This window comes from Aeromonas enteropelogenes, from assembly GCF_020097295.1.
Taxonomy (GTDB): Bacteria; Pseudomonadota; Gammaproteobacteria; order Enterobacterales; family Aeromonadaceae; genus Aeromonas; species Aeromonas enteropelogenes.
In genome coordinates this window covers 4,198,045-4,219,640 of the sequence record NZ_CP083625.1, presented here as the reverse complement: position 1 = coordinate 4,219,640, position 21,596 = coordinate 4,198,045, and the positions used below count along the sequence as shown (strand labels likewise).

Sequence of the window (21,596 nt, the reverse complement as noted above, 5' to 3'; positions counted from 1 at the left end):
AAGGGCGCACGGATGCGCGACTGCGTATTCGCTAAATCGGACTGATGACATGGACCATCTTCTCTTCTGTCGGATGGCCGGGCCGGTGACGAATAAGGGATAAGAGTCACACGGTTTGCCCGGCCAACGGGGCGTCAGGGACGCCCGTTCTCCTGCGCGGGTGGCGCAGGCTCAGGCAAGGAGCGCAGCCAGGACAGGGTGACCCCTGATCAGGCACGCAAGAGACGGTCTTTCTAGTGGCGCAGCACCGACAGCATCAGATGCCGGCGGGGCCAGGAGGGCGGGTGAGTACCGCGGGTTCTAAGGAAGGGGTCACGCAGCCAGAGATCCAGCAAGCGGGGCAGGGTCCCCAGCGACAGCAGCAACAGGGGGAGCAGCAGAACCGAGAGCAGCATGCCGAGCAGAGGCAGGGCATTGGCGGCGCCGGACAGCCCGGTCTGCATCTGGCACTCATCCCCCGTCACGGTCGATTCGCTCCCGGCACTGGCGTGGCAGGAGAGGGTCACGGAAGCGTTCTCCTGATCCTGCGCCATGGTGCGTGGGCCCGCGTCATCCCCATGGGACGGGATCATGGCGTCAGGCAGTGTATGCGGCGTGAAGAGGGAGAGAGAGGCACTCGTGATGGCCATAGAGGCGCCGTGCCAGCTGATGCAGAGGGTCAGATTGCAGATGAGCATCAGCGCCAGCAACAGCCGGGCCAAGGCAACAGAGGGCAATCTTGCAGCAAGCTGGGTGAGTGACAATCCGGATATCCTTCGAGATCAGATGGTTGGACTGTAAACCTTACCTTGAGGAGAAGGTCAAGGCATGGCGCCTCGCGTGGCCGGTGAGGATAAAAAAACACCCCCGCAATGGCGGGGGTGTTGGGCCGTCAGGAGGTGACTGGATTACTGCTTGGCCCGTTTCTCCGAGCCCTTCATGATGAGGCGGAAGAAGAGCGGGATGAAGAAGATGGCGATGAAGGTCGCCGCCAGCATACCGCCGATGACCGGCCAGCCGAGGGCGTGGCGGCTCGCGGCGCCGGCGCCGCTGGAGGTGACCAGGGGCACACAGCCGAGGATGAAGGCGAGGGAGGTCATGACGATGGGACGGAAACGCAAACGCGCCGCCTCCAGGGCCGACTCGATGAGGGTCATCCCTTCTTCATGCTTCATGACCGCGAACTCCACGATCAGGATGGCGTTCTTCGCCGCCAGACCCACCAGGGTTACCAGGCCTATCTGGAAGTAGACGTTGTTGGTGAGCCCCACGGCCCAGGTGGCGAGCAGGGCGCCGAACAGGGCGAACGGCACGGCGGTGATCACCGCAAACGGCAGACTCCAGCGCTCATACTGGGCGGCCAGGATGAGGAAGATCATCACGATACCGAAGCCAAACGCCATGGCAGCGCTGCCGGCGGCCGCTTTTTCCTGGTAGGCGGCACCGGTCCACTCCAGCTTGGCGTCGTTGCCGAGGGTCTGGGCGGCGACCTCCTCCAGGGCTTTGATCGCCTGGCCCGAGCTCACGCCTGGCGCCGGCTGAGCCATGATCTTGGCGGCCGGGAAGATGTTGAAACGCTCGACCAGCTCGGGGCCAGTGGCATCGCGCACCGTCACCAGACTGGTGAGGGGGATCATCTCGCCGGTATTGGAGCGGACATAGACGTTGCGAATGTCATCCTTCTTGGCGCGGTAGTCCGCCTCGGACTGCAACTGCACCCGGTAGGTACGACCGAACTGGTTGAAGTCGTTGACATAGACCTGGCCGAAGGTGGCCTGCATGGTGTCAAACACGGCGTTGATGGGCAGCCCCAGCGCCTTGGCCTTCTCGCGGTCGAGATCCAGGAAGACCTGGGGCACGTTGGCGCGGAAGGTGGTGGTCACGCTGGCAAACTCAGGACGCTCCTTGGCCGCGTCGAGCAGGCGCTGTACCTCGCCCGCGAAGGCGTGCACGTCGCCGGTACCCCGGTTTTGCAGATAGCCTTCGAGGCCCCCGGTGGTGGACATGCCGGTGATGGGAGGCGGGTTGAAGGTGGCGGTGAAGCCATCGGCCAGTCCCATCAGGCTCAGCCCCTGGAAAGTCTTGGCCAGGGAGAAAGAGTCTTGCCCTTCCCCTTGACGCTCTTTCCAGTCTTTCAGGGTCACGAAGGTGAGACCGCGGTTGCTGATGATGGAGCCGGACAGGATGTCAAAGCCCGAGAAGGTGACCACGTCCTTCACGTTGGGGTTGGCCATGGCGATCTTGTCGAAATCGTTGGCAACCGCCTGGGTACGGGTCAGGGCGGCGGCATCGGGCAGCATCACAGAGCCGATGAGGTAGCCCTGGTCTTCATCAGGCACCAGGGCGCCCGGTACTTTCTGGAACAGGGCATAGCTGCTGACCAGGATGATGGCGATGATACCAAAGGCGACGCCGACGCGGCGGTTGAGGAAGGCTACCCCGCGCACATAGCGGCGGGTCAGCTGATCAAACGCGTTGTTGAACCAGACGAAGAAGCGGGCCGGTTTGTGGTGACCTTCTTTGAGCAAGATGGCGCACAGGGCCGGCGACAGGGTGAGTGCCACCAGGCCGGAGATGGCCACCGACACGGCGATGGTGATAGCGAACTGTTTGTACATCACCCCCGTCATGCCGCCCATGAAGGCAACCGGCAGGAACACGGCGGAGAGCACCAGCACGATGGCGACCACGGGGCCAGACACTTCCTGCATGGCGAGGATGGCAGCCTCCTTGGCGGAGCACTTCTTCTCGCTCATGATCCGCTCGACGTTCTCCAGCACCACGATGGCGTCATCCACCACGATACCGATAGCGAGCACCATGCCGAACAGGGTCAGCAGGTTGATGGAGAAGCCCAGCATCAGCATGCCGGCGAAGGTACCGATCAAGGAGACAGGCACCGCGATACAGGGGATCAGGGTGGCACGGAAGTTCTGCAAGAACAGGTAGACCACCACGAACACCAGCACGATCGCCTCGAGCAGAGTGTGGACCACCTCCTCGATGGAGATCTTCACAAATTCAGTGGTGTCGTAGGGGATCTGGTACTCCACGTCCTGCGGGAAACGACCCTGCAGGCGCTCCATGGTGGCGCGCACCTGATCGGCCACGGCGACCGCGTTGGCACCCGGTTGCAGGTAGGTGGCGATACCGATGGCTGGCTTGCCGTTGGCACGGGCCAGTACGTCGTAGTCCTTGCCACCGAGCTCGACCCGGGCCACGTCACGAACGCGGATCTTGGAGCCATCCGGCATGGCGCGGATGATGATGTTCTCGAACTCCTTCACGTCATCCAGTCGTCCCTTGGTCTGCACCGTGTAGGTGAAGTCGGTGGGGGTACTGGTGGGCTGGGAGCCGATCTTGCCCGCCGCGAACTGGGTATTTTGCTCGCGGATGGCGCCGATCACGTCGCTCGGGGTGAGTTGCAGCTGGGCCAGCCGGTCCGGGCGCAGCCAGATCCGCATGGCGTAATCGGTACCGCCGAACAGGGAGGTATCACCCACGCCGGGAATACGCTTGAGCTCGTCGATGATGTTGAGCAGGGCGTAGTTCGACAGATAGGTGGTATCAAACGAGCCGTTCGGCGACTGCAGGGTGATCACCTGCAGGATGGAGGTGGACTTCTTGCGCACCGTCACACCCTGCTTCTTCACCTCTTCCGGCAGCTGGGCCATGGCGGCCGAGACCCGGTTGTTGACGTCGATGGTCGCCTGATCGGGGTCGACCCCGATGTCGAAGTAGACGTTGAGGTTCATCTGGCCGTTGGAGGCGGAGCCAGACTGCATGTAGATCATGTTCTCGACCCCGTTGACCTGCTGTTCAATGGGGGCGGCCACGGTCTGGGAGATCACCTCAGGGGTAGCACCCGGGTAGAAGGCGGTCACCGAGACCACGGCGGGGGTGATCTGGGGATACTGCTCCACCGGGAGCGCGCGCATCGCCGCCAACCCGCCCAGCACGATAATGATCGAAATCACGCTGGCGAAGATGGGGCGTTCGATAAAGAACTTGGAAAACATGGGGGCTCCTTATTTGCCAGCGGCACCCTGGGTGATCTTGGCGTTGATCGCCTTCATCTCCTCGGCGGAAACCGGTTTGACCACGGCACCCGGACGCGCCTTCATCAACCCTTCGACGATGTAGCGATCGCCGGCCTGCAGGCCGCTGTCGATGATGATGCCGCTACTGACGGTCGGGCCCAGCTTGACCGGACGCGGACTCACCTTGTTGTCGGCATCCACCACCATCACCAGGCGGTCAGCCTGGGACTGGACGATGGCGCGCGGCGGCACCACGATGGCGTTCTTGCGGGTACCCAGATCGATGGTCAGGCGCACGAACTGGCCGGGCAGCAGAGCGCCGTCCTTGTTGTCGAAGATGGCACGGGCACGGATGGTGCCGGTCTGGGGATCGACACGGGTGTCGGAGAAGTTCAGACGACCGGGTTCAGGATAGGTGCTGCCGTCGGCCAGCTGGATATGGGTACGCCAGTCGGTGGCACTCTTGGCCTCGATAAGCCCCTTCTTGACCGACTTCTCGAAGTTGAGACGGTCCTGCTCCGAGTAGGAGAAATTCACATAGAGGGGATCGAACTGGGTGATGGTGGTCAGCAGGCTGCTGTCACCGCTGGTGGAGATGAGGCTACCCTCGGACTGGGAGCTCTTGCTCGCCATGCCGCTGATGGGGGCGGTGACCTGGGTGTAGCTGAGGTTGAGATCAGCCTCTTTCACCTTGGCCTGGGCCGCCTGCAGGCTGGCCACGGCCGCCTCGTAGTTGGCGATGGTGTCATCGTAGTCTTTGCGGCTCACCACCTGGCGCTTGAACAGCGGGATGATGCGATCCTTGTCGGCGCGGGCCTTGTTGAGGCGGGCCTGCTCCTGAGCCAAGGTGCCCTTGGCCTGCTCCAGCGCCACCTTGTAGGGGGCCGGATCGACCAGAAACAGCTCCTGGCCTGCGGTGACCGGCTGGCCTTCCACATAGGTGCGTTTGAGCAGGATGCCGCTCACCCGGGAGCGTACTTCAATCTCGCGAAAACCGGCGGTTTCACCCACCATCTCGGTGGTGAGCGGCACATCGACCGGGGTGACCTCGTTAACCACCACAGGGACGGCAGGCATGGCGTTGGCTGCCGGGTCGGTTTCACCACCACAGGCCGTCAGTCCGCCGATCAGTGCCAGCGTCAACACGCTCTGTTTGAATCTCGCTATTGGGCTAGTCGGCACCTTCATCTTTACACTCCTGTTGGATGGATCGCTGTCGTGGCGATCCGCACTCTGTGCACAAGTCATGATTAACGTCATTACAAACGGAAAATCGGAAATCGGGATAATAGGATCACTATCTTGAACCTAACCTTCTCAAAGTGAAAGTTTTCACCTTTTTGATGGGCAACGAATTGTGGCAAGGGCCATCCGCCCGGCTCAAGCCCTTTTTGGGATTTGAATGAAAATGTTGGCGGGCCGCTGACGTTGTCGATGGCCAATGTAAAAAGCCAGTGAAGAGGGGCCTCTACACTGGCTTTTTTATTAACATTTGACGTTTGTTCAGGCGAAGCAGGCCCAGATGGGGGCGTGGTCGGAGGGCTTCTCGATGCCGCGCAGTTCGTAGTCGATGCCGGTTTCGGTCACCTTGTCCTTGAGGGCATCGGAGGCCATGATGAGATCGATGCGCAGGCCACGGTTCTCGTCAAACCCCTTGGAGCGGTAGTCAAACCAGGAGAAGCGCTCGCACTCGGTGGGGTTGGCGGCACGGAAGGTGTCGGTCAGGCCGAATCCTTCCAAACGGGCCATCCACTCGCGCTCGATGGGCAGGAAGGAGCACTTGCCATCTCGCAGCCAGCGCTTGCGGTTCGCCTCGCCGATACCGATGTCGAGATCGGTGGGGGAGATGTTCATATCCCCGATCAGCACAAGCTGATCGCTCGGGGTGTGATGAGTCTCGAGGTAGTGCTGCAAGTCTTCATAGAACTTCTGCTTGGCCGGGAACTTGGTCTCGTGCTCCTGATTCTCCCCCTGCGGGAAGTAGCCGTTCATCACCTTGATAAGGGAGCCATCTTCCCGCTCGAAGGTGGCCATGATCATCCGGCGCTGGGCCTCTTCATCGTCGGTGGGGAAACCCTTTTCCACCTTGACCGGCTTCTGTTTGCTCATAATGGCCACCCCGTAGTGGGCCTTCTGGCCGTGGAATTCGACGTGATAACCCATGGCTTCCACGTCGGCGAGGGGGAAGGCCTCGTCGTGAACCTTGATCTCCTGCAGGCCGATCACATCGGGCTGGTGCTTGTCGATGATGGCTTGCAACTGATGCAGACGGGCGCGCAGGCCGTTGATATTGAAAGAGATGATCTTCATGTCCGGGATGCTCATGTCATTTTTATAAGTGGCTATTGGACTAGGAATCGGCGGTGGATGCAAGTTCCAGGGGGATGTGTCCGGCGCAGCTTCTGAGCAGAGTATCTGGCTATCGGAACCTGTTCACGATCTGTCGCGAGAGGTTGTCAGCAAGGTGAAGCGCAGCGCAGGAACCGGAGCGTATAGATGTACGTGAGAACTCTTGGTTACAAATAAGCGAGCAGCACATGAGCCTTGATCACAGCCTCGCAGTAGGATCGTGGACAGGTTGTCAGCGGGTCATCTTCTTGACAAACACCACCACAAACAGCGCCAGCGTGAAGCTGCCGGTGAAGGCCTCGAAGGCGGCGCAGATCCGGGAGAAGCCGATGGGAGTAAAGTCGCCATAACCCAGGGTGGTGAAGGTCACCACGCTGTAGTAAAGGCACTCCAGCAGGAAGATGGCATTCTGCTCCAGGGGGGCGTCGGGGCGGTAGATGAGCGGGTTGCCGTTGAAGCTCAGGCCAAAGAAGAAGTAGAAGATGCTGCAGATGAAAATCAGCAGCAGGGAGAAGAGCACCACTCGCATCGGAGCCTCGCCGTAACCGCAGAAGAGATCGACCACCCAGGAGGTGAAGCGGTGACTCGACCAGAACGGCAGCTGCAGCCGGCGCATGGTGAGCTCCTGCTGGATGTAGCGGCCGGACATGGTGAAGATACCCTGGGCCTCCGATGCCTTGCGCAGATCCCGGTAGGTCTCTTCGGCCTCTTTCAGCCAGATGCGGGCCTGCACCGGATCCCGTTCTTTGCGCCCGCGCCGCTCCTGCATCAGGCATTTGCCGGTATCCAGGTTGTCGAGGCGGGTGTTGTGCCAGCGAATGCCGAGCAGATTGACGTCGTCGAGGGAGGCGCAGTGCAGGTTGGCATCGCTGAGATCGGCCTTCATCAGACTGCCACCCTTGATGCGAATACCGTAGAGATGGGCGCCCTGCAGGTTGGCCCGATAGAGGTTGCACTGCTCCAGCAAAAAGCCCTCCGGCGAGCCCTTCTTTACCAGATTGAGGCCGGCCAGGTTGGCGCGGGCCAGCTGCAGGCCGTGACACAGGCCGCCCTGGTGGATGTAGTGCTCCAGTTCGCGAGCGGTGTGGGGATCCTGATGGTGACCATGGGGATCGTGCCAACGGCACAGATCATGCTCTCCCGCCTCTTCGCAGCAGTGGCGGCCATCCGCCACCAGATATCGACACATGGCCATCGCCGGTCTCCTCCCCTTGCCGAGTCAATATCAGCATAGGCGAACGGGGTCAGCTGAACTGGTTGTACTCTTGACGCAGCTTGCGAAAGCGATCCTGCTGGGCCGGGTTGAGAGGGATGCCGTCGAGGATATCCAGAGTGTCCTTGCACTCGGCGCCAAACTCCGGGCTCTTGCGATTTTTTTGCATCAACTGCAGCAGTACCTGGATTTTGTTGAGGGCGGCGCCGGTATTGGCGGGGGCGCGGCGCAATGCCTCGCGAAAATGGCCCAGCGCCTGCTCCAGCTCGCCGGACTGATAGGCCTTGATGCCGAGCTCGTTGAGCTGCTGGTAGCGCTGGCGGCGCTCCAGCACCGTCTTGTCATCCCGGGTGGCCTGGATACAGGTGGTGAGCAGCCGATCGCCATCTTCCGCCAACAGGCTCTGCAGGCTCTCGGCATACTCGAACTCGCCAAGCTGATAGAGGGCGAGGATGGTCTCCCCGAGCAGGGCCGGCGGCATGGTGGCCGGCTCGTCGAGCCAGTTCTGGTTGGCGCGATAGAGCATCTTCTTGCCCTTGAGCAGCTCCCCGAGGGCGATTTGCACCCTGGCCTGGCAGATCTGCTCGAACACCGGGTAGTTGAACTCCGACATCATCAGGGAGTCGCGAATGCGCGACAGGGCGCTGTTCACCTGTTTTTGCAGGTTGGCGATGTGGTAGCTGTCGTTGCTGTTGAGGGCGTAGAGGGTCAGGGTCTGGATATAGGCCCCCAGGTAGTGGGGGGTGCGGTGAATCGAATTGCGCGAGAGATCGATGAGCGAGAGCAGCACATCCTTGGCCTGGGCGTAGTCGTGGCGCTGCAGGCACACCTCCGCGAGCCGGCGCGAGAGCGGCACCGACTGGGGAGAAATATCCACTGCCCGCCTGAGCTCCTGCTGGGCCTGTTCATCCTTGCCCAGCGCCAGCAGGGATTCCGCCAGCCAGCGATGGGCCTCCACCATCAGGGGGGTATTCTTGAGAGTCGCCTGCAGGTGGCTGACCGCTTCTTCATGAAGCCCCAGGGTATTGCACGCCTTGCCCAGGGTCAGCCGGGCCCAGCTGTTGTCCTGCCCGGCCAGCAGCTGGCGCATCAGGGTACGGGCCTCCTGGGCCTGGCCCAGCTTGAGCTGGGTGTCGGCCTGCAGGCAGCGGCAATAGTTGGCAAAGCGGGGCACGGCTTCGGCCCGTTCGGCACAGGCGGTGAGCAGGGCGGGCAGATTGTTGTCGGCCAGGGCGGAGAAGATGCTGGAGAGGGCCTGACGGCGGGCCAGTGCGCGCTTCAAGCGAAACGAGAACTGCTCCTGAGAGAAGGGCTTCATCAGGTATTCGTCGGGCTCGGCCTCGAGGGCGCTCAGCACCATGGCGCGGGAGCTGTCGCCGCTCACCATGATCACCACGCTTTTAGGGGGGATCAGATTCTGATCCCGCAGGCTCTCGAGCAGCTGGCGGCCATTCTCGCCGACCCCGAGATCGTAATCGATGAGGTAGATGTCGTAGCTGCCCTTCTGGCAGCGGCGGCGCGCCTCCTCGGCGTTGTTGCAGAAGGTGATGTCGCTGATGCCGATGTTGATCAGCATCGCCTTCATCATCACCTGGAATGTGCGTTGCTCGTTGACCATCAGAATGCGCTGGGGCTTGGGCGCGGTTTTCTTTTCAGGCTCTTTTTCCGGTGTCTGCATCTGTCAGGGTCGAGGCGCTGCGGGCTGATGGGGGCAGTGTGCCACCAAAGGGCCCGCAGAGGCAATTGGCCCGCAGCGATTGGATGGGGCGGACAAGGGGGGGCATTTAGCCTTGGTCAAATGAGCCTTGTCAGGCTCTTGTCGTTTCTGGCGGTCAGGATTTCTCCCGGGCCAGATAAGGGGCAAACTGGGGGGTGTACTGCGCCTTGAAGCCGTCACCACTCTTGACGATGAGATAGACCGCCAGCTGGTGCGCCTTGGCGAAGGCCATCGCCTGTTCGGGCCCCATCACCATGAGGGCGGTGTCGAGGGCATCGGCCTCGAGCGCGGTCGGGGTGATCACGCTGGCGGAGACCAGCTTGTGGGTGATCGGCTGGCCGGTGGCGGGATCGATGATGTGGGAGTAGCGCTTGCCATCAAGCTCGTAATAGTTGCGATAGCTGCCGGCGGTGCTGAGGGCCATGCCGTTAGGGCTCACCACGTCCGAGAAAGCACCCGGCTGGTCGGAAGGCTCGACGATGGCCACTTTCCACGGCTTGCCCTTGCTGTTGTTGCCCTTGCTGCGCACCGCTCCCGCCACCTCGATCAGGTAGTTGTTGACCCCCTTGCCCTCAAGCAGGGCGGCAAGCTCGTCCGACGCGGCTCCTTCCCCCAGGGTGGAGAGATCGAGATAGAGGTCCGGAATGGACTTGCCGAGCAGGAAGTGATCCCCCTGGGGGAGCAGGGTCAGCTTGTCGATCCCGACCCTCTGGCGGGCATCATTGATGGCCTGTGCATCCGGTCGTTTGACCGGTCGCTTGTCCGGGCCAAAGCCCCACAGATTCACCAGTGGGCCCACGGTCACATCCAGCTTGCCGCCGGTGAGGTGACCGGCGTCGATCCCCTGCTGCACTATCCTGGCCATGGCGGTTGGAATGGCCATGGGGGCATTGGCGGGGCCCTGATTGAAGCGGGAGATGAGGGAGGCGGGATCGTAGGTGGAGATCTCCTTGTTCATCCGGGCCAGCAGGCGCTCCACCTCTTCTTTCAGCGCCGGCTCCCCCCCCGGGAAGGGATCGCTCAGGGTCACCACATAGTAGGTGCCCATGGTCTTGCCCTGAATACGGGTCTGGGCGGGTGGCGTGGGCTGGCAGCCGGTCAGGGCCAGCAACAGGACAAACAGCAGACCACGCAGGGCCGGCAGAGGGGAAATCGGCATCATGGGAAGGCGTCTCGCACAGAGGTTGCATCATCGGGGCGCTAGCTTAGCCAAGGGGAGGGCGGCAAGCACCGGAAAATGACCGGAAAAATTAAACAGCCCGGGTCACTTGCCGGTGAAAGGGAAGGGAAATATTGCCTGTCGGGTGAGCTGGCCCGCACCTTTGCGCTAAAGTCATCGCCGATTGAAGACAATCGGGTAAGATGAAGGTCGATTTTGACGACATCTTTGCTGGCCTCTTCCTGTTGTGCCAAGCGAACCTGTTGTCATCCATTGCTCATCCAAGGAGAAGATGATGAAAAAGGCGATTACCCTGCTGTTTCTGACTACCCTGGCCGCTCCGGTGCTGGCTGACGAGTGCGCACTGGTTATCGAAGGCAATGATGCCATGCAGTTCAATCTCAAGGAGATGACGGTACCCGCCACCTGCAAGGAGGTGACGGTGACCCTGAATCATACCGGCAAGCTGCCGGTGACCGGCATGGGCCACAACTGGGTATTGTCTCCCACCGCCGATTACCAGGCCGTGGCCACCGCAGGCATGAGCGCCGGTGCCGAGAATGACTATCTGCCCAAGGACGATCCGCGGGTGCTGGCCCACACCAAGCTGATCGGCGGCGGCGAGAGCAGCAGCGTCACCTTCAAGACCGAGGGGCTGGCCGGTAAAGACCTCACCTTCTTCTGCTCCTTCCCGGGTCACTTCGCCATGATGAAAGGCACCTTCAAGGTCGGTTAATCGCCCTTGTAGCAACCAGCAAAAAGCCGGGATGATCCCGGCTTTTTTGTCTTCGTCATCTGCCAGATGAAGCGAGTCATTTATGTTGCAGGGTAAAGAAGGCGATGGTGGTTTTTTTCCCGCACTCGAAGTGGATGCTCTGTTCGCCGTTGATCACCAGAGTCTCGTTGGGCGCGACGCTTTGGCCCTGCACGGTGAGCTGGCCCTCCAGCAGGTGGCAGAGGTAGTGCTTGTCTGCCTCCAGGGTGAGAGCGAGCGGGAAGGGGAGGGTCAGCACCCGCACGTTGGCGCTGATGCGATCCGGATGGTAGATAAGCCCGAGATCCGTCACCTCTTTTTTCAGCAACTCGCAGTGGGTTTCGTCGTCGCCGCTGAAGTGGGCCGCCTCGAAGGTGGCGTAGGGGTGGCCGTTAAGCACGAAGCCGGCGCCGCTCACGGGCAACAGGATGCGCTGATAGCCGGGGAAGCGGGAAAAGGTGCCCGCCCCCTTGATGGGGGCCGAACTCAGCCGGTAGTCAAAGTCGAGCCCATCTAGGGTTGCGCCCTTGGGGGAGATGAGGATCTGGGCTGTGGTGCCCTGCTTGTTCTTCCAGGGCATCTTCTGGTGGTCAGACTCTTTGATCAGGGTGATCACGGCATTTCCTCATAATCGGTCAATAGACAGGGAGCCGGGCTTGCCGCCCCGGCTCCCTGATAGGGCATGGGGATGATGGCGTCAGCCCTGACCATCCAGCGCTGCCAGGCGGGCCTCCATGGCGGCCAACCGGTTTTTAAGCTCGCTCACCTCAAGCTCCAGCTCGCTCAGGCGATCCGCGGCAGGGGAGGCATAGGCGGCCGCCGGGGCCGACTCCATCAGGGCCTGGATATCCACCTCGCCGCTGAACAGGTGGGCGTAGCGGGATTCCCGCTTGCCCGGCTCGCGGGGCAGCTTGACCACGTAGGGGCCGCGTTCGATCAGGGTATTGAGCACCCCATCCACCTGGGTGACGTCGTCGAAGCTGCACAGGCGGTTGGTGCGCGAGCGCAGCTCCCCCGGGGTTTGCGGGCCGCGCAGCAGCAGCTCGCAGATGATGCCAAGCTCGCGGGCATCGAACTTCAGCTCGCCGAACTCGGTGTTGCAGAATCTGTGCTGGTAGCGGGGCACCCGGGCGTTGAAACCTGCGGTGTTGACCACCAGACGCTTTCTGATCAGCTCGTCCACCACGGCGCGGATATCGAGCTCGGAGAGCTCCAGCACCGGCTCGCGGTTGCTCTTCTGGTTGCAGGCGTTGACCAGGGCGTTGAGGGAGAGGGGATATTGATCCGGGGTGCAGATCTCTTTTTCAATCAGGCAGCCGATGACGCGGGCTTCCAGTGGGCCAAGTACTAACTCCATTTCCTACTCCCTTCTGAATCGATATAAGCAAGTGCCCCTATCTTAGTCATGGCCCGGATGGCGTCCAGCGTGGCGCCCCATTTTTGCGAAGCCGCCGCGGCCTTGGCGAAAGGCTCGCCAACCGGGCTCAGGGGCGCTCGCGATAGAAACGGGCCTTGTCGGTATACATGGCGTCGTCCGCCACCCGGCTGAGGTTGGCCAGCGGGGTCTGTTCGCTGCAGCTCCAGCCGATGGCAAAGCGCAGGGGGAAGTGTTGCTCCCCATGGTACGCCATGGCGCTTTGCTGGCTCTCCTTGAGCCGGGCCGCGAGCCGTTGGCAGCCCGCCTCATCCGCCTCGGCCAGCAGCACGAACTCATCCCCGCCGATGCGGAAGATCTGCTCGTCCTGGCGGCAGTGGGTGAGCAGCAACTGGGCCATGCCATTGAGCAGGGCATCACCGGCCTCGTGGCCATAGTGATCATTGGTGTGTTTGAGTCCGTTGAGATCCAGCATGAAGAGGGAGAGAGGACGCTCGGGATGGCGGGCATGCACCGCCTGATAGTGGGCAAACGCCTCCTCGAAGGCCTGACGGTTGGGCAGGCCGGTCAGGTTGTCGGTGCGGGCCACCCGGGCCAGCTCATCGGTGAAGAGCCGCCCCTCGATCCCAGTCGCCAGCTGTTTGGCAAACAGGTGGAGGATGGCGTCATCGTCAGGCTCCAGCCCTTCGGCGCTCACCATCAGGTAGCCAAACAGCACGCCACCCTGGCTGCCGGGCAGGGGCAGCACCCGCCAGATCTCATCGTGCCACGGGTATGGGCTTGGGGGGACATCTTCCGCCACCAGTCGGGTCAGCTTGGCGGTCAGCCGTGCACGCTCGGGGGCCGCCAGCTCCTGGGTCAGCACATAGGGCTCCTGCCCCTCGCGCCGGATCACCAGCCCCCAGCGATGGCCATGGTAGAGCTGGGAGAGCTGATGCAAGGCGGAAGTGGCCAGCTGGGAGATGTTCACGTCCAACTGCTGGTGCAGGGCGAATTGCAGCCAGGATTGCAGTATGTGACGGCTGCGCTCTACCCGGCTCAGGGCCGAACGCAGCGCCGTGGTCTGGGTGGCCACTTCCAGCTCCAGCTTGTCGTTGAAGTCGCGTAGTTGCTGGTTGAAGGCCTCCTTCTCCCGGTTGGCCAGCTGCAACTGCTCGTTTTGCTGGTGCAGCGCCATCACCTGCGCCGAGATGGTGCGGGCCATCTCCTGCAGCAGGCGGCGCACCTCGTCGTATTCCACGAAGCGCAGCGGGGCGAGCTGTTGCTGGTAATCGCCCCGGCCGTAGCCACGCACCATGGCCGCCAGGGCGACCAGGGGCCTGCTGAGCCAGCGGGTGAGCCAGATGCACACCAGCACCACCAGCACCAGCATGACGACGATGGACCAGGTGAAGATGCGCTGGGAGTTGTTCAGTTCCTGCACCCGGTCGTTGTTGTAGCTGGAGAGGGTGATGGTCGCCTGCAATCCATCGCTCAGCAGGGGCCAGTCGATGGACATGGGGTGTTCCATCTCCAGCGACATGTCCGGATCGAGGGCGAGATCGGTGGGGACCGGACTCTGGTAGAGCAGCGTCTGATCATGGGTGATGCTCAGTGACTCCCGCCCCTTGAGGTAGGGCTCCAGCACCCGGGCGATGTTCTTCCAGGGGAGGATCGCCAGCACGAAGCCGGAAGGTGTCTGCAACACGCCGGCTCGCTGGTAGTTGCGATAGACGGGGGCCACCAGGGCGATGCCGCCGCTCCCTTGTCCGCCCGGCATGGCGCTCAAGGCGGGATCGCTGACGGGAAGCAGCAGGTGTTTGCCCTGGCGGGCTTCCCGGGTCTTGCTCCAGGTCAGCAAGGGTGCGATGAGATCGCTCGATTCCAGCATGGTGGCACGGCCGTTGACGTACTCGACCACCTGACCAGACTTGTCGAGCAGGTAGGCGGCGTGGATCAGATCGTTGCCCTTGACGAAGCTGGCGAGGATCAGGCGAGCGTGGCTCGAGAAGAGGAAATTGTCGATAGCCTGGTGGAGCACTCTGTCGTGGCTGAGCTGGTTGAGCTGGGTACCGATGAGTTCGCTGCGAAAGCGCACATCCCGGGCCATGCTGGCAAGGGCACGTTCGAGCTGATCCTGCTCGCTCTGGGCGATGATCTCGTGCTGCCGGGTCAGCAGCACCCCGCTGGCCAGCAGGGTGGGCAGCAGGGCGACGGCGAACAGGATGACCACCAGGGTCGGTCCCAGGCGAAAGGTGCGGGTACTCATGGTGCATTGACCTGAAGATGCTGGCGATCCGCCAGCTGTTGCATGTAACGGGCTGTGTCGGTCGCACTGCCTCCCTCCCGGGCCCGTTCAAAACCGGTGGCCATCGCCTGCCAGGCGACCGCCATGGCGCTCCCGGAAGGCATGGGGGCGCTGCGGGTGAACTGTTCAAGCAGCACGCGGGCACGGGGATCCGGGCTCTGGCCGATGGCGGCAAAGGCATCCCGATTGACTGGCAGCAGGGCGCCGCGGCGGTAGATGAAATCCTGGGTATCGCTGCGCTGGATAAAAGCCATCAGGGCCTGGATGACGGGACGGCGATCCTCATCCTCCATGGCGGATGCCGCAACGCCAATCACATAGGCGCCGCTCATGGAGCTCATGGGACGTGTCTGCCAGGCGGGCAGCAGAGCCACCCCCAGTCTCTCGCCCATGTTTTTCGTCAGATCGCTGAAGGCCCAATCCCCGTTGATGAGATAGGCGCTCCTACCCGTGCTGAAGCGGGAGAGAGCTGCGTCATAGTCGCCATCGGGATCGACCCAGCCCTGACGGGCCACGGTACGGTAGGCCTCCAGTGCCTGCACCATGGCAGGGGTATCGAGGGTGATGCGCCCGTCAGTCACCGGGGAGCCCCCGAAGGTGCGCAGGAAGGCGGCAAGATAATACATATCCTCATAGGGCCAGCTGATGGGCATTATGCCCCTGGCCGTCAGGTCGGGGGCGATCTGTGCAAACTGTTGCCACTCGGTCACCGGGGTGGAGACCAGCTCTTTGTTGTAGAACAGCATCAGGTGGTTGCCCTGCATCATGGGCATGCCCCAGCGCTGCCGATCGAGGGTGACATAGGAGAGCGTCTCGGCCATCAACTCGTTGGAGAACCAGTCTGCCGGCAGGGGGGCGAGCTTCATCTGACGGTAAAGCCCGAGAAAATCGGAGGGGATCAGCATCAGATCCGGCAGCCCTCTGGACTGGGCCGCCAGCAGGATATCCCCCTTGATCTTGCTGGGCTCTATCTGCAGTACGCACACCCGCTGATCCTGTTCCCGGTTGAAGCGGGCGATCACCTCGTCGATGACGTAGCCGGCCTGTTGGGAGTGCCATAGCTCCAGCGCGGGGCCGCGGGCCTGCAGGGGAGAGGTGAAGCAGAACAGAGCAAGCAGCAACAGCACATGGAAGGGGAATGTCATATTCATATTATTGTCGGCGTTAGCCATTGAATCACAAGGGAAAAATTTAACAAATAACCACCTTGGCAGGTAGCGCTATTGTCCCGCTAATTGACATAAATAGCAAAAAGCCCGGCACGGAAGCCGGGCTGAGGGATAAATTGCTTATCCGGATATTCGTTGAGGCATCTATTGCTGTGGATGTTGCTTGAGGATCTCGTATATCTCCTCTTTCAGTTTCAGTTTCTGTTTTTTCAGATCCTTCACCTCGGAGCTGTAATCGCTGGCATGGTGTTTTTCCAGCTTCCTTATCTCCTCATCCAGGTCGTTGTGCAAGTCAAACATCTTCTGGAAATGGACATCACTGCTCTTCAGTTTCGAGATGAGTTCTCTGTACTCTGGGAACATGTAATGGAGCCTCCTTGGTTTCGTTTGATTGTGCCTGTGAATCCAAGCTACCCCTTCGCCGTGGTGAGGAATGTGATCCCGATCGAATTTGATGCCATTCGTTGGGTTCTGCTAGCGGAACATTTTTAACTAATTGAATTTAAATAAAATAATAAAATAATCAATGATGGCGATGCGACGAATTTGTGCGCACCTTCACAGAAGTCGGCCAACGCAGCGGCAAACAAAAAGGGACCCCAAGGTCCCCTCAATGACGGTCGGCAGTCTTACTCCCTGGTCTTGTCCACCGGCTCTTTCTTCTTGCTCTTCTCAGGCAGCGGCTTGCCACCGCGGGCGATCACCTTGCCGGCCTCGAAGCCAATCTGGGCGGCCAGCTCCTCGAGATCCGGTGCCTTGGCCTGATCGCCAATGGCATAACGGTAGTTGGCGATGGAGAGCTTCTCTGCCACCGGGGTACCGGGGACGATGGGCTCGCGCCAGCCCTGGCCGATATGGGCTACCAGGGTACCGTTCATGAGGAGTTCGCCAACGATCTCCTGGGTCGGGGTACCCTTGCCGTAGGTGAGGCCCTGCGGATGCTTCTTGCCCACCAGCGGGGCGTCGCTGGCTGGGATCAGCTTGGTGCGGATCAGCCACTTGGGATCCTTGGTGTTACCCACCGCCTTGCCGGTCTGGTACTCGTTGATCTTGATGGTCTTGATCATCTGGGCCATGAAGTCCTTGGTCAGCGCCTTCTGGGCTTCGCTGGTCTCATCGATGGCGATGGGGGCCACATACCAGGTCTGGGGCGCCACTGCCTTGGGGGTGGAGGGGGCGGTTTGCGCCAGTGTCAGCGGGCTGAGCAACAGGGCAGCGAGCAAGAGTCCTATCTTCTTCATTGTGATTCCACTTATGTTTCAACCAGAATTTTGTTTTGCCAGCGGCGACTGCGCCAGCGCCAGAACATGGCCAGACCGCGTACCCACTCGTCGCAGGCAAGGGCCAACCAGATGCCGACCAGTCCATAGCCCAGCATGATACCAAGGAAATAGGAAAGGGGTACGGCAATTCCCCACATGGAGATGAGCGCCATGTAGAGCGGGAAACGGGCATCCCCGGTAGCACGCAGGGCGTTGATCACCACCAGGTTGAAGGTGCGGCCGGGTTCGAGGATGAGGCTGATCAAAAACAGCTGCGCCACCTGAGTGATGATGTCGGCATCATCGGTGAAGAGCGAGATGATGGAGCGGCCGTTGATGGCGGCGGCCAGCGCGATGATGCAGGTGACGAGGAGGCCGAGTTTGAGGCTTTTCATCAGTTGCTGGTAGGCGCGATCGAACTGCCTGGCCCCCGCCAGGTGGCCGATGATGATCTCGTTGCCAAGGCCGATGGAGAGGCCGAACAGCAGGATGAACAGACAGATCTGGAAGAAGTAGGACTGGGTGGCCAGCGCCTTGTCACCGAGCAGGCCGACAAACGCGGTCACCACCATGAACTGCAGCATCCAGGAGAGGTTCTCCCCGGCGGCGGGCAGGCCGATGTGCAGCACCTTGCCCAGCATCTCGCGGCTGGGATGCACAATATCGCACGCCTTGAGGTGGATGCCGGTCTTTTTGGCCACCAGCCACACCAGCAGCACCACCCCTACCAGACGTCCTGCCACCGTGCTGATGGCGACCCCGGCCACCCCAAGTTGGGGCAGGCCGAACCAGCCGTAGAGCAGCAGCAGGTTGCCGACGAAGGTGATGAGGTTGACGATAAGCGTCACGTACATGGCCTGACGGGTGTGACCGTGGGCGCGCAGGGTCGCGGCCAGACAGAGCGCCGCCGCCTCCGGCAGCAGGCACAGACCGATGATCTGCAGGTAGAGGGTGGCGTCACTCATCAGGTGAGCGGGCAGGTTCATCAGCGTCAGCATGGTGCCGGCCCCGGCCATGACCCCGATGGCGGCGATGAGGCCGATCAGCAGGTTGAAGCCGATGGCTGTGTGGATCACCACCCGGCTCTTCTCCTTGTCGCCAGCCCCCAGATACTGGGTGATCACCACGCTGGTGCCGATGCTGACGAAGCTGAACAGGGTGATGGCGAGATCGAATACCTGGTTGCCGACCGCCAGCGCCGCCACCCCCTGATAGGAGACATGGCCCACCATGAAGGTATTAAGGGCGCCGGTCAGAAAGTGCAGGGCGAGATCGATAAATAGCGGCCAGGTGAGCGCGAACAGCGTACCCGGACCTGCGTGGGATTGAGTTTGCATGGTGTGTCCAACGGCTGGTGGCACGCGAACGGTGCCATCTGGTCGGGCATTTAACACCAAGAGGCTGGCGGGTGCAATCACCGGCCCGCGCTGTGCGCCGGCCGGTGATCCGGATCGGTAGGGTCTTGGGATCAGGCCGGGGTGGCGCCGGCTTCCTGTTCGCTTGGCAGGGTGAGGCGCGCCGAGTCGGGCAGGGCGTCGTCCTGGGGCCAGCGGGAGAGGAGGGCATCCGTGGTGCTCTCGGTGACCTCGTCATCCTTGAACACCGGCTCGCGGTAACAGCGGGTCATGCGCAGGGCCTGATACATGTCGGGGCAGAGGATGATCCCTTCATCTCCTACCCGAACCCCGGCCTGTTTGAGCCAGTGGGTCATCTGGCCGTGGCGGCCCGCCATCACCATGTGGATACCGCGCCGTTTCAGCTCCTTGTGCAGCTCCCCCACCATGCTCATGACGCTGATGTCCTGATGGGTGAAGCAGGCCACCGCATCGATCACCAGGCACTGGGGACTCAGGGGATCCTGCACCAGCAGTGCCAGCACCCGCCGTTTGAAGTAGGGGGCATTGAAGTAGGTCAGCGGCGAGTTGAAGCGATAGACCAGGATGCCGGGAATGGCTTTGGCCTGCTCGTTGTCCCCCAGGGTGCGCACCACCCCCTCGTCGTCCATGCCGAGCAGCTGATCGGTGGGGCGCATCACGTTGCGCAGGAACTGGAACAGGCCGAGCAAGACCGCGAGGGTGATCCCCGGAATAACCCCCATGGTCAGCACGCTGATAAAGGTGATCAGCGCCAGCCAAAACGCCGAGCGATCTGAGTGGCGCAGAGCCCACAAGCCGCGAAAATCGGTCAGCGACAGGGAGGCCATCACCAATACCACCCCGAGCGCCGCGGTGGGAATGTATTGCAGCGGGCCGGTCAGATAAAAGGTGATGATGGCGATGACGGCTGCGGCGATGATGGAGACCAGCTGGCTCTTGCCGCCATTGGCGTCGTTGACTGCGGTGCGCGAATCGGCCCCGCTGATGGCAAAGCCCTGGGAGGCGGCGGCCGCCAGGTTGGCCATGCCCAGTGCCCTGAACTCCTTGTCCGCGTCGATTTCGTAACCGTTCTTGGCGGCGAAGCTGCGGGCGGTGAGCATCATGGAGACGAAGCTCACCATGGCGAGGTTAAGCGCCGGCAGCACCAGTTCGCGCATCAGGCCGGGGGGAAACTCCGGTATCTGGAACGCGGGCAGGCCGGAGCCGACGCTCCCCAGGGTGGCGATATGGAACTGGTCAAGATCCAGCGCCCACACCAGGGCCGCCGTCACCACCATGGCCACCATGGAGGAGGGCCAGGCAGGCTTGTAGCGCTTGGCCAGCAGCAGGGTAAGCAGGGCGATCAGGCTCATGGCCAGGGTCGGCAGATGGGTCTGGGTGATGTAGTTGGCGCCGCTGGCGATCCGCTCGATGAGGTAGCGTTCGTCGAAGGTGAAACCGAAAATTTTGGAGAGCTGGCCCACTATGATGGTGATGGCCACCCCGTTGAGCAGCCCCATCAGGATTGGGCGGGAGAGAAAGTCCGCCAGCACCCCCAGCTTGAAGCGGCTGGCGATGAGGCACCAAAAGCCCGTCATGGCTGTCATGGTCATCACCAGCTGCCAGTGACGGGTGGGATCCCCCGCCGCCAGCGGTGTCACCACGGCGGCGATGACGGCACAGGTGGCGGCATCCGGTCCGACGATCAGCTGGCGGGAGGTGCCGAACAGGGCGTAGACCATCATGGGCAGGATGCAGGAATAAAGGCCGACGATGGCACCGACCCCGGTGAGTTCGGCATAGGCGATGGCCACGGGCAGGGCCACGGCGGCCACCGAGAATCCGGCGCGAAGGTCCGGCATCAGCCAGGCGCGCTGGTATTGCAGCAGGGCGGCGAGGCCCGGTAGCCAGCGTTCGAGTGAGAAAAATTCGCGCATTATTTAACCCATTGAGTAACTTGGAGCTTTTTCATAGTCTGCCCAAGGTTATCGAAAGATTGCAATCCGGTTATGGCCAGTTGATCACAAGGTCAGGCCAGATGGTTTGCCAGTCTTTTTCCTGAATGCGGCGAGTGAAGACCTGGCTCTCCTGGCGGCAGTGGGGGTTGGCACTCACTTGCAGCGACCAGTTGTGGGCAAAGCCGTAGGGGGCCAGCCATTCGAACTGACCATTCCCGTTCAGGCGCACGCCGATGCAGGTGGGCACCTCGACCCAGTGGGTGAGGGCCTCCAGGCTGCTGGTGAAGGGCTCGACCCGTTGGCGTGTGTGCATGCGGGTCTGGTTGCGCGCTTCCCAGCGAAGGCCCGGTACCCTTGCGCTCAGCCAGGCTTCGTGATCCGGCTCGGCCAGCCCCGCCGGATCGCGTTCGTCCAGATAGATGAGATCGATGTCGTTCAGCGGGGTCGGTGTCGACTTGTGGTGCAGGTGATCCCAGATAAGGTTGCGGATAAAGCCGGCGCCGATGGCCCAGTCGGGCAGTGCCAGCTCGGCGGCGGCCGCCAGGCAGGCCATGCGAAGGGGATCTGCCCGCAGCAGGGCTTCGGTACGGGTTTGCAGGTGGCGTTCGTTGACAGACGGTGAAAGCTCAACTGTTGGCATGGCGGCGTAACCAGACATCGATGTAACTGCAGGTGGGCACTATAGTGAGCCCCTGTGCCTGGGTCCAGTCATAGAAAGCCTGGGCCAGCTGATCGGCGATCCCCTGCACCCGCAGCTCCGGCGGGACGAAAGTGCTGTAGGCATCGATGGTCTTGGCATCGAGGCGGCGGTAGCGCAGCCGTGACTCCTTGCCGTCTACCACACAGATGAACTGCTGCTGGTTGGCCTGATGAATGATCTCGTTCATGGTGTCACCTCTGATGCTAAAGGGCTGCCTGGACAGGATAAGGGTTAGCCAAGGTATAGAACAGATCATCGTGGCCCGTGGCCAATATCCTG

General features: G+C 61.8%; 18 protein-coding genes. 1 reads left to right on the top strand and 17 read right to left on the bottom strand.

All coding sequences use genetic code 11. From position 1 onward, the window contains the following. Nucleotides 1-233: 233 nt before the first annotated feature. The 7 genes from LA321_RS19470 to LA321_RS19440 form a co-directional block, all read right to left on the bottom strand. Nucleotides 234-743, bottom strand: a complete 510-nt coding sequence (locus tag LA321_RS19470; protein WP_042069957.1) for a hypothetical protein — start codon at nucleotides 741-743, stop codon at nucleotides 234-236. A 144-nt stretch (nucleotides 744-887) separates the two neighbouring features. Next, nucleotides 888-3,998 carry an efflux RND transporter permease subunit gene (locus tag LA321_RS19465; RefSeq protein WP_042069956.1) on the bottom strand — a complete coding sequence of 1,037 codons (3,111 nt, stop codon included), beginning with the start codon at nucleotides 3,996-3,998 and terminating at the stop codon, nucleotides 888-890. Between the two features lie 9 nt (nucleotides 3,999-4,007). Next, nucleotides 4,008-5,207: an efflux RND transporter periplasmic adaptor subunit gene (locus LA321_RS19460; RefSeq protein ID WP_042028515.1), complete on the bottom strand. Its 1,200-nt coding sequence runs from the start codon at nucleotides 5,205-5,207 to the stop codon at nucleotides 4,008-4,010. Nucleotides 5,208-5,522: 315 nt separating this feature from the next. Then, a complete protein-coding gene (gene xthA / locus LA321_RS19455; RefSeq protein ID WP_042069955.1) occupies nucleotides 5,523-6,329 on the bottom strand; it encodes an exodeoxyribonuclease III in 807 nt (268 codons plus the stop codon). A 271-nt stretch (nucleotides 6,330-6,600) separates the two neighbouring features. After that, nucleotides 6,601-7,563 (bottom strand): ion channel, encoded by a 963-nt coding sequence (locus LA321_RS19450; protein WP_042069954.1) that lies wholly within the window; start codon nucleotides 7,561-7,563, stop codon nucleotides 6,601-6,603. Nucleotides 7,564-7,612: 49 nt separating this feature from the next. Further along, the gene (locus LA321_RS19445) at nucleotides 7,613-9,259 is read right to left on the bottom strand and encodes a tetratricopeptide repeat-containing response regulator (RefSeq protein ID WP_042028519.1); all 1,647 of its coding nucleotides are present in this window, start codon (nucleotides 9,257-9,259) and stop codon (nucleotides 7,613-7,615) included. A 154-nt stretch (nucleotides 9,260-9,413) separates the two neighbouring features. Next, a complete protein-coding gene (locus LA321_RS19440) occupies nucleotides 9,414-10,457 on the bottom strand; it encodes an FAD:protein FMN transferase (protein WP_042070062.1) in 1,044 nt (347 codons plus the stop codon). A gap of 295 nt (nucleotides 10,458-10,752) precedes the next feature. Here LA321_RS19440 and azu point away from each other — a divergent pair, with 295 nt between their 5' ends. Continuing rightward, nucleotides 10,753-11,193, top strand: coding sequence for an azurin (azu, locus tag LA321_RS19435; protein WP_026457528.1), 441 nt, complete (start codon nucleotides 10,753-10,755; stop codon nucleotides 11,191-11,193). Between the two features lie 76 nt (nucleotides 11,194-11,269). Here the strand turns inward: azu and LA321_RS19430 are convergent, their stop codons facing one another. From LA321_RS19430 to LA321_RS19385, 10 genes are all read right to left on the bottom strand, one after another. Continuing rightward, nucleotides 11,270-11,827, bottom strand: a complete 558-nt coding sequence (locus LA321_RS19430) for a HutD family protein (protein ID WP_042069953.1) — start codon at nucleotides 11,825-11,827, stop codon at nucleotides 11,270-11,272. An 81-nt stretch (nucleotides 11,828-11,908) separates the two neighbouring features. Next, nucleotides 11,909-12,568 (bottom strand): YceH family protein, encoded by a 660-nt coding sequence (locus LA321_RS19425; protein WP_042069951.1) that lies wholly within the window; start codon nucleotides 12,566-12,568, stop codon nucleotides 11,909-11,911. A 127-nt stretch (nucleotides 12,569-12,695) separates the two neighbouring features. Beyond that, nucleotides 12,696-14,834 carry a sensor domain-containing diguanylate cyclase gene (locus LA321_RS19420; protein ID WP_042069950.1) on the bottom strand — a complete coding sequence of 713 codons (2,139 nt, stop codon included), beginning with the start codon at nucleotides 14,832-14,834 and terminating at the stop codon, nucleotides 12,696-12,698. Then, complete coding sequence (locus LA321_RS19415) at nucleotides 14,831-16,024, bottom strand: sugar ABC transporter substrate-binding protein (protein WP_042070061.1); 1,194 nt, start codon at nucleotides 16,022-16,024, stop codon at nucleotides 14,831-14,833. Before LA321_RS19415 ends, LA321_RS19420 begins: the two co-directional genes overlap by 4 nt. Nucleotides 16,025-16,186: 162 nt before the next feature. Then, the gene (locus LA321_RS19410; protein WP_026457390.1) at nucleotides 16,187-16,405 is read right to left on the bottom strand and encodes a YdcH family protein; all 219 of its coding nucleotides are present in this window, start codon (nucleotides 16,403-16,405) and stop codon (nucleotides 16,187-16,189) included. 266 nt (nucleotides 16,406-16,671) lie between these two features. After that, the gene (locus LA321_RS19405) at nucleotides 16,672-17,283 is read right to left on the bottom strand and encodes a hypothetical protein (RefSeq protein WP_042069949.1); all 612 of its coding nucleotides are present in this window, start codon (nucleotides 17,281-17,283) and stop codon (nucleotides 16,672-16,674) included. Between the two features lie 11 nt (nucleotides 17,284-17,294). Continuing rightward, nucleotides 17,295-18,641: an MATE family efflux transporter gene (locus LA321_RS19400; RefSeq protein ID WP_042069948.1), complete on the bottom strand. Its 1,347-nt coding sequence runs from the start codon at nucleotides 18,639-18,641 to the stop codon at nucleotides 17,295-17,297. A 131-nt stretch (nucleotides 18,642-18,772) separates the two neighbouring features. Then, the gene (locus LA321_RS19395) at nucleotides 18,773-20,596 is read right to left on the bottom strand and encodes a SulP family inorganic anion transporter (RefSeq protein WP_042069947.1); all 1,824 of its coding nucleotides are present in this window, start codon (nucleotides 20,594-20,596) and stop codon (nucleotides 18,773-18,775) included. A 70-nt stretch (nucleotides 20,597-20,666) separates the two neighbouring features. Then, a complete protein-coding gene (locus LA321_RS19390; protein ID WP_042069946.1) occupies nucleotides 20,667-21,257 on the bottom strand; it encodes a nucleotidyltransferase family protein in 591 nt (196 codons plus the stop codon). Further along, nucleotides 21,244-21,504 (bottom strand): GNAT family N-acetyltransferase, encoded by a 261-nt coding sequence (locus LA321_RS19385; protein ID WP_026457815.1) that lies wholly within the window; start codon nucleotides 21,502-21,504, stop codon nucleotides 21,244-21,246. The genes LA321_RS19390 and LA321_RS19385 overlap by 14 nt, the downstream gene beginning before the upstream one ends. Between the last annotated feature and the right edge of the window lie 92 nt (nucleotides 21,505-21,596).